Annotated in this window: 3 protein-coding genes; all 3 read right to left on the reverse strand. The window is 66.5% G+C overall.

Annotated elements, in window-relative coordinates; translation table 11 throughout:
- On the reverse strand, window positions 1–203 hold a 203-nt coding region (locus tag I6F10_RS19895; protein WP_197099304.1), incomplete at its 3' end, for a hypothetical protein.
- 101 nt (window positions 204–304) lie between these two features.
- Window positions 305–892 (reverse strand): collagen-like protein, encoded by a 588-nt coding sequence (locus I6F10_RS19900; protein ID WP_114488096.1) that lies wholly within the window; start codon window positions 890–892, stop codon window positions 305–307.
- Window positions 879–1,757: a phage portal protein gene (locus I6F10_RS19905; protein WP_442960946.1), complete on the reverse strand. Its 879-nt coding sequence runs from the start codon at window positions 1,755–1,757 to the stop codon at window positions 879–881. The genes I6F10_RS19900 and I6F10_RS19905 overlap by 14 nt, the downstream gene beginning before the upstream one ends.
- Window positions 1,758–1,776 lie beyond the last annotated feature (19 nt).

The raw sequence follows: 1,776 nt of genomic DNA on the forward strand, positions 1-1,776 counted from the left end.
CCTGTTGCGCCTGTTGCGCCTGTTGCGCCTGTTGCGCCTGTTGCGCCTGTTGCGCCTGTTGCGCCTGTTGCGCCTGTTGCGCCTGTTGCGCCTGTCGGACCTGCTGGCCCAGTGGGGCCGATGTGCTGCGCCCATTCAACCGGGGCGAGCCCGGTCAGTACCCACTCGGTCTTGTCGCTCTCCTGGTAGAGATACTTGCGCACGTCCGTTTCGGTCGGCGCCAGCGCCAGGCGCTCGGCCTCGTCCGCGACGACCCAATTGTGGGGTGCGTGAATTTCCCCAGCGGGTATGAGTTCGTGTTCCATCAGCTTGTTACCACCACATATTGACCGTTGACCGTGACGGCTTCGCCGTTGACTGTGACCGCGTTGGTCGGCACTTCACCTGCCTGTAGAACCACGCGCACGCGCATCAGAACCCCGCCCCGAACGATGACCATCTCGTCGTCGGGCACGATGGTGTCGGCAAGGGGGAAGTCGCCGGGGTTGACGGAGCCACCACCTGTGGATGCGTTGACGTACACGCCACCGCCGGTTCCAGCCTTGCCGGGCTTGCCTTGCAGGTCAACCCACTTGCCCCACCGACCTTCAGTTTGTTGGAACCGGAGTTTGGTGCCTTGCCATTCGTGCTTGGGCATAGGGCCCATCGGCCCGCGCTCGCCGTCTTTACCGGGAGCCCCATCTCGGCCAGGCTTTCCTGGGGGACCGTCCCTGCCGCGAGGGCCAGGGTCGCCACGCAGGCCAATACCGTCCTTGCCGTCCAGCCCATTCTTGCCGGGTACACCGTCTTTGCCGGGAGGGCCGGGCTGCCGGGCGAGATTGCTGACCTGAGCGCGCAGGTCACGGACTGCCTTGGCGAGCAGGGTGAGGATGCCGCGATCATTGCTGTCCACCTTCGGCCCCCTCGCCGAGCAGGTCGAGAATTCGGTTCTGTAGCGCCAGGGTCTGCTCGGCCGTTGGGTCTACCGGAGGTGGCACTGGCGCAGGTGGCGGCGCCTTGGCGGCAGCCGCGCGTGCGCGCAGCGCGTCGGTCTCAGCCTCGGTGCGCTTGAGCAGCGCCAGGTGCATCTCCCGCTGCTGGGCCTGCGTGGGGTTGGGCGGCGCGCTGTATTCGTCGTCGTCAATGCCGTCCTCTTCCGGGTCATCCTCGCCCGGTGCAGCAGGGACACCCATTGGGNCCTGCGTGGGGTTGGGCGGCGCGCTGTATTCGTCGTCGTCAATGCCGTCCTCTTCCGGGTCATCCTCGCCCGGTGCAGCAGGGACACCCATTGGGTCCACCCACAGACCCATCTCCTTCTCGCGGTCCATGTCGACCTTGCGCTCTTCGTCCACCGTGTCGGCGTCGTCACCGCGCTCGCCGATGACACTGGAGCGGCTGCGGAAACCGTTCGTGACTTCCGCTGCCTTGCCCTGCACGTCCTGCACGGGGTGGATGTAGGCCCAGCCGTGGGGTGCGTGCTCTACGCGAATCACGTCGTCGTACTCGGCCAGTGTGATCTCCCCGGCCAGCAGCGCTGCGTCAGCGAACCACTCGATCACGCGCTGGCAGAACATCGGGATCACGATCTGCCACTGGCGCTGCTCGGCAAAGCGGCGGAAGTCGTTGATCACGACGCGCAGCGTGCGGTCGCTGACCTCGCGGATGTCGCCCGCCATCAGCTCGTACGGCAGGCCAGCGCCCGCCGCCGTGCCCAGATGGGTCGTGCGCATGTAGTCGCTGTAGTTGGTGCCGGCCTCGGGAGGGTTGGACCACTCCATCTTCTGGCCGTCCTCCAGC

It is taken from the genome of Pseudoalteromonas sp. SWYJZ98, assembly GCF_015864495.1.
GTDB classification, from domain to species: domain Bacteria; phylum Pseudomonadota; class Gammaproteobacteria; order Enterobacterales; family Alteromonadaceae; genus Pseudoalteromonas; species Pseudoalteromonas distincta.